Source organism: Pseudomonas aegrilactucae (assembly GCF_019168305.1).
GTDB classification, from domain to species: Bacteria; Pseudomonadota; Gammaproteobacteria; order Pseudomonadales; family Pseudomonadaceae; genus Aquipseudomonas; species Aquipseudomonas aegrilactucae.
Genome location: NZ_JAHTBI010000064.1, coordinates 1 through 5,899, shown reverse-complemented (window position 1 = coordinate 5,899; position 5,899 = coordinate 1). Strand labels below are relative to the sequence as shown.

Sequence of the window (5,899 nt, the reverse complement as noted above, 5' to 3'; positions counted from 1 at the left end):
GGGTTTATGGATCGCACTCGATGATGCGTCCCAACGCCAGTGTTGAAAAAGTGTATCTGTACCCAAAGCCGGTCGATTTCCGAAAATCCATTGACGGCCTGGCGGCCTTGGGCGAACTGGATATCAAGGTAGCTGTGTTCGACCCGGTACTTTTTGTTTTCCTGAATCGCCACCGCAATCGCGTCAAAGTGCTGTATTGGGAGCGCAACGGCTTTTGCCTTTGGCTCAAGCGCCTCGAGTCCGAGCGTTTCAAAACTTCACCCGATGAACTCAACGAAGCAATCGTGCTGACGGTGCAAGAACTGAACTGGTTACTGGACGGATTTGATCTGTGGCGCAACCGTCCGCACAAGGTTTTGACTCCAAGATTTGTTGCCTGACGGGTATAATCCAGGGCATGCGACCCTTGCCCGAAGACCTTCCTGATGACCCTGTTCTGCTCAAGAAAATGTTGCTTGAGGCATTCAGCCGCCAGGACGTAACCGCAGAAGCATACGAGACTCACATCGTTGATCTGAAAGAACAGATCAAGCTGTTGCGTGACCGTATATTCGGTCGTAAATCTGAACAGACCGCAGAGCCCAACACGCCGCAACTGGCGCTGTTCAATGAGCCCGAAAGCGAGCCTATGCTTGCGGTCGGCGATGCTGACGAGGAAGTCGTTACTCCTGCGCCACGCCGTGGCAAACGCAAGCCACTGTCGGCTGATCTGCCACGCATTGAAGTCATCCACGAGCTGTCCGAACACGAACTGACCTGTGCCTGCGGTTGCCGCAAGCATGTCATCAGCGAAGAAACCAGCGAGCAGCTGGATATCGTGCCGATGCAGATTCGGGTGATCAAACATATCCGCAAAGTCTACGGCTGCCGCAGTTGTGAGTCGGCCCCGGTCACTGCCGACAAACCTGGGCAGTTGATCGAAAAGAGCATGGCCAGCCCGAGCGTGTTGGCCATGCTGCTCACCACCAAGTATGTCGACGGCTTGCCGCTCCATCGTTTTGAAACGGTGCTAAGCCGACATGGCATAGAAATCCCGCGCCAAACGTTGGCCCGCTGGATTATCCAGTGCGGCGAGTATTTGCAGCCGCTGTTAAATCTGATGCGTGATCGATTGCTGGAAAGCCCGGTCATCCACTGTGATGAAACCCGCGTCCAGGTGCTTAAAGAACCGGATCGAGACCCGACCAGCCAATCGTGGATGTGGGTGCAGGCCAGCGGGCCACCGGATCGAAAAGTCGTGCTGTTTGACTATTCTTCCAGCCGCGCGCAGGACGTGCCGCTGCGCCTGCTGGAAAGTTATCGCGGCTATGTGATGACTGATGATTACGCGGGCTATAACGCGCTGGCGTTGCAACCGGGCGTGGAGCGCCTGGCGTGCATGGCCCATGCGCGGCGCAAATTTGTCGAAGCACAGAAAGTGCAACCCAAGGGCAAGACCGGACGTGCCGATATCGCGCTGACGATGATCAACAAGCTGTACGGCGTCGAGCGTGAACTGAAGGATGGCAGCGACGATCAGCGATTTATCGGTCGTCAGGAAAAAAGCCTGCCGATCCTGGCTCAGTTGAAAAGTTGGCTGGATAAAACTCAGTCCCAAGTGACGCCGCAAAGCGTGCTGGGCAAGGCGGTTAATTATCTGGCGAGCAACTGGAGTCGGCTGGAGCGTTATACGGAGGCTGGTTTTTTACCGATCGACAACAATGCCGCCGAAAGAGCGATAAAACCGTTTGTTATCGGGCGCAAAGCCTGGCTGTTCAGCGATACGCCCAAGGGCGCCACCGCCAGCGCACAGATCTATAGCTTGGTCGAGACCGCCAAGGTCAACGGCCAGGAGCCCTATACGTGGCTGCACCACGTACTGGAGCGGCTGCCACTTGCGCAGTCGGTGGTCGACTACGAGGCGTTGCTGCCGTGGAACTGCTCACTGGAGATGCCACGGTAAAACAAAGTCGAACTCCTGGGCAGGTGGGGTTCGTGGATCGCATACGATGCACCCGTCATCCAGCTGCGCTCGATGAAGCGCATGCCCAAACCTGGGTTACCGAGGCTATTTGATCGGCGTAAACACCGGCAGGGCAATATCATCGAGCGCGTGCTCGGCTGGATGAAAGAAAACCGTCGAATCATGACACACTTCGACAAGCTCGCGAAAAGCTATGCCTCCATGGTTTCACTGGCTTGTTCTATGCGGTTTATGCAACATCTCTTTTCGTACAGAGCCTAGTCGAATAAAGGTGCAGGTAAGGGCTGATATCGACCCAGCAAATCCTTAAGCCAATCCACACCATATGCCACCGACCCATCAATATTTGAGTTCAAGACGCACCACTGTTTCTTTAGGTAAGTTACCCAGGATGAGTCATTTTGTTCGGCTGCATTAGTTTCAGCTTCAATCCATAACTGCACAGCTTTTTTTTGCGCGATCACGTTCGCTTGAGCTTGGTGAGTTTGATTGCAAAGTCTGCAAATAGCGCCAGAGTCGGGTCTCCAGCGGAAACTCTTGCTGAGCGGAAGATTCACAACTGTCGAGCACATCGGCATCCCACTCATTTCTCGCGATCGCGTGTTGTAAGGCTTGCGGCAGGGGCAACACCCGCTCAACCGATATCGCATCGTCAGCGGCGGGAGCATAAACCCCTTCCATAGCTGACGCTGCAGCCCAAGAGCGAAGCGACTCAGCGAATGCGCGCCAAGCAGGGTCAATCTCGGGCGTGAACGTTTGAATACTCGCTGTTTCGCCATCCTCAAGAATAGGTGATAGACCTTCTATTTCGGACTTCTGACGACGTTGCAATTCCCGCAGATAGCCTTCGAATCTACTATTCTCTGGATCGCGGTAAACACAACGTTGCAAATGGTCAATAGCAGTTTGTATATCATTCGGTCCATTACGCCTGGCATAGGCTGAAGCCAGCAGTAACGAACAAGAAGGATCTACTGAGTCAATACGCAAACCTTCTTCAGCAAAATGAAGTGCTTGAGACCAGTCCTCGCGACTAATGGCTAACTGAGATAAAGTTGAATACGCATAAAGATTATTAGGATCCATCTTGAGTACTTGCTGCAACAGGTTATTAGCTTGAATGAGATCCTCAGAATTTCTGGAGACCAACAACAAACGAGCTAATTCTAGACGGCAGTGCACATTGTCTGGAAAGCGTCGTGTCATTTCCCAAAGCACCCACTGTGCACGTTGTGGTTGATCTACCTTACGCAAGACCAACTCCCACAACATCCATCGCCTCGGTTCGTCAGGATCCAATCGCAAGGCCAAGTGAACCCACTGGAAAAGGCGAGCCTGAACTTCCGGATCTCGAATAGAATATTTATCGCAAAAAGCGCGCGCACACCTATCTAGTACACGTACAAAATAGTATGCATCACCCGATTTATGCAGAAAATATTCATGGGAGCTAATCTCTCGCTGGACAATACTCCAAGCTTGCGACAAGCTTGTGGATCGCTTAATGGCTCTAATGCTTTCGTCAGTATCTTCGGGTCGGCCAGGCGGTTGTAGTCTGAAAGCATTAGCCGGAATACGACTTATATAGTTTTGCGACCTGGAAGAACTTGACATTCCCAACATGCTTAGAACTGACAAAAGCTTATCATCACCAAGCTGAGCAAGAGTTTCGGTTAAGAATACAACATAGCTGGAAGAACTAAGACTTGGGTTACGAGTTATGACTCCCCGCAATGCGTGCGCCATTTCCTCTAGAGCACACACACCAAGGCTCCTACGGCGTAGGTAGCGGCTGATAAGAGCTTGTATTTGCAAACGTATATTGCGCAAACTATCGTCTTCTGAAAGCGGCAACTTCGCTAAAGCCAATAAACCCAAATTTAGATAGCGCACTGACCGAGTTCTACCGGCCTCTGTCACGAACGATTGCCAATAAAACTGCAATTGGTCGTCCGCCTGCTGGGCGGCTAGAACTTGCCAATAGTCATACTCTGGATCGCGAAAAGCTGAAATAGTGAGCGAGCGCAGCCACTGCAGCCACTTGATACGGTTTTCCTGCAACGCGGTAAGGGTATTAGGTAACACGAAAAACAACGGCAGTTGAAGTGCTTCGCATACCTGAGCTACATAGGCGCCGAGCTTCCTCGCAGGTGGCAATGGTGCTTCGCACTGCACCCGAAGCCAGGCGGACAAACCGATATCTAAATGCGCAGAAAGGTCAGCATTAGTTTTCGCATCAATTAAACCCGAAGAAGGTTCTCCAAGTAATGCACGCGATAGAATACGGCTGCTACGAGGCAATACTGCCAGCAGGAAGTCGTGTGGCGATGCGCGCTCGAAAGGAACGATGTCTGCGGAACCACGCAGCAAGTCTGTTACAGCCTGAAGAGGCGATTGGCGCAAGTCTTCCGCCCATTGATGCCATGTCATGCTAGTACCTCGCCAAAAGCACTGCAACCGGATAAGCGCTGAAGCCCCTGCACATGAAGATTACGCGCCGTGAAAATATCCTCATCCTTCGTAAGTGCATGCTCACAAGTTATAAAACCAAGAGCCTTAATATGTCTTGGATGATACTGAATGGGGAAAGTTAACAGTTCAGGAGTAAAGGTATCGGGAATAACCATATCACTTGCCAAATCCAGGGTATAACCGTAACTTTTCCCGCCGGGATGCAGCGGTGCGGGGATAAATGCTGCGGACATTTCCGAATCCAAAACGGTAGGGCGGGTAAAGCTTGCGACGGCTCCTTTCCTATTAGCAGCTGAGCGCGCGTCGCGCACCTCGTCCATTGTGTAACACATCAAGGCAACGGGAAGTGATTTTCCCACCGTGCTTGGCCAATGAGTCAACCCCAGCCGATCACGCAGGATGTGGGCCCAATCCTCCTTTACTAATTTATCTAAGTCCCCACCAAAATCGTTTAGAAAAGTTGCGAACAATGGACGAACTTGCGTTCGCTGAGCGTTCCATTGAGTTACAAATTCTGTGCGGAGAGCCTCATCGTTATCGGTCAATTTGTCCTTACGTAAATCTCTCTGCGAACGAAAGAAGCGCTGCCAAAAATCGTTGGCAACTTCAGAGATTAAAGTATTTTCAAATAAATAACCTAGCGACTCCAGGCGCAACAAGTAGGTATTATCAAGATTTTCATTCAAATGTGCCTGACTATTTACAGCCATAAAACACTCAGGAGCTCTCGGAAAATCTTGGGGCATATGCACGAATGAACCAAGATAGCTTTTGTGTTCCGCTCTCCAGTCTGAGTGCGTGGCTACATCTCCGACATAAACATTGTACTCTTTCGCACGCTCATCGGAGACGGCCTTCTCCCACCGAACGTTGGCGACCGCACATCGAGTACCCACACCTGCGGGGACTGCTGCTTCATCTGAAGCTAGGAATTCGAGACCAGGGTTAAGGTTCATAAACGCAGAACGTACCTTGAACGGCTTGAAAATCGCGCTAGCGCAGCGCCCCATATGTAGTGGGAATGCGCCTCTGTGCGTCCTAGCACTCGTTAGATGGCTCCGTAACGAACCATGATCAGCTTAGCAGTATAGACCTCACGTCCGCCCGCGTGTGAGTGTAGCGATAATTCGCCTCCAACCGGACGCCGATGAAATTCTCTTCCATACCGACGGTTCGATCACAAGCTGGTTCGAGCTCGCTTCGCATAGCTTCCAGCCCACAGCGGCAAGCTCGCCGAGTGCCTTACGTGCTGTCTGGCGGCGCTTTTTAATCGCGTTGACATTAATGACTTCTTCCGGCCAGACATAGCCACAAAGAGTATCCAGAGCTATCCGCCCCGACTTGCCGGAGTCGACCCAGCCGCAGAGTCGTTGATGAAGTAGACGAGCGGGATCAGTCTGTAGTGACCTAACTTCGGCCATATCTATACGAATGTGCTGTCCGCCCATGACAGCACGGGCCCCC

5 protein-coding genes and 1 pseudogene are annotated in these 5,899 nt (G+C 51.9%); 3 read left to right on the top strand and 3 right to left on the bottom strand.

All coding sequences use genetic code 11. The features are described from left to right. The 3 genes and pseudogenes from tnpB to KUO17_RS17855 all read left to right on the top strand — a co-directional run. Positions 1-380: IS66 family insertion sequence element accessory protein TnpB (gene tnpB / locus KUO17_RS17865; protein ID WP_482817132.1), on the top strand; the 380-nt coding region annotated here is incomplete at its 5' end. Between the two features lie 17 nt (positions 381-397). Further along, positions 398-1,942, top strand: coding sequence for an IS66 family transposase (tnpC, locus tag KUO17_RS17860; protein WP_217976856.1), 1,545 nt, complete (start codon positions 398-400; stop codon positions 1,940-1,942). Between the two features lie 51 nt (positions 1,943-1,993). Then, positions 1,994-2,224: pseudogene (locus tag KUO17_RS17855) on the top strand (IS5/IS1182 family transposase); the annotation flags it as partial. Between the two features lie 165 nt (positions 2,225-2,389). On the opposite strand, the gene KUO17_RS17850 reads toward KUO17_RS17855, so the two are convergent. The 3 genes from KUO17_RS17850 to repC all read right to left on the bottom strand — a co-directional run. Continuing rightward, complete coding sequence (locus tag KUO17_RS17850; protein ID WP_217976854.1) at positions 2,390-4,393, bottom strand: tetratricopeptide repeat protein; 2,004 nt, start codon at positions 4,391-4,393, stop codon at positions 2,390-2,392. Then, positions 4,390-5,391, bottom strand: coding sequence for a hypothetical protein (locus tag KUO17_RS17845; protein WP_217976853.1), 1,002 nt, complete (start codon positions 5,389-5,391; stop codon positions 4,390-4,392). Before KUO17_RS17845 ends, KUO17_RS17850 begins: the two co-directional genes overlap by 4 nt. Before the next feature lie 138 nt (positions 5,392-5,529). Next, on the bottom strand, positions 5,530-5,899 hold a 370-nt coding region (repC, locus tag KUO17_RS17840; protein WP_265338904.1), incomplete at its 5' end, for a replication protein C, IncQ-type.

Excerpts from the sequence above, each read along its gene's own strand:
- tnpC (WP_217976856.1), top strand. The coding sequence starts at position 398 with ATGCGACCCTTGCCCGAAGACCTTCCTGATGACCCTGTTCTGCTCAAG.
- KUO17_RS17850 (WP_217976854.1), bottom strand. The coding sequence starts at position 4,393 with ATGACATGGCATCAATGGGCGGAAGACTTGCGCCAATCGCCTCTTCAG.
- KUO17_RS17845 (WP_217976853.1), bottom strand. The coding sequence starts at position 5,391 with ATGAACCTTAACCCTGGTCTCGAATTCCTAGCTTCAGATGAAGCAGCA.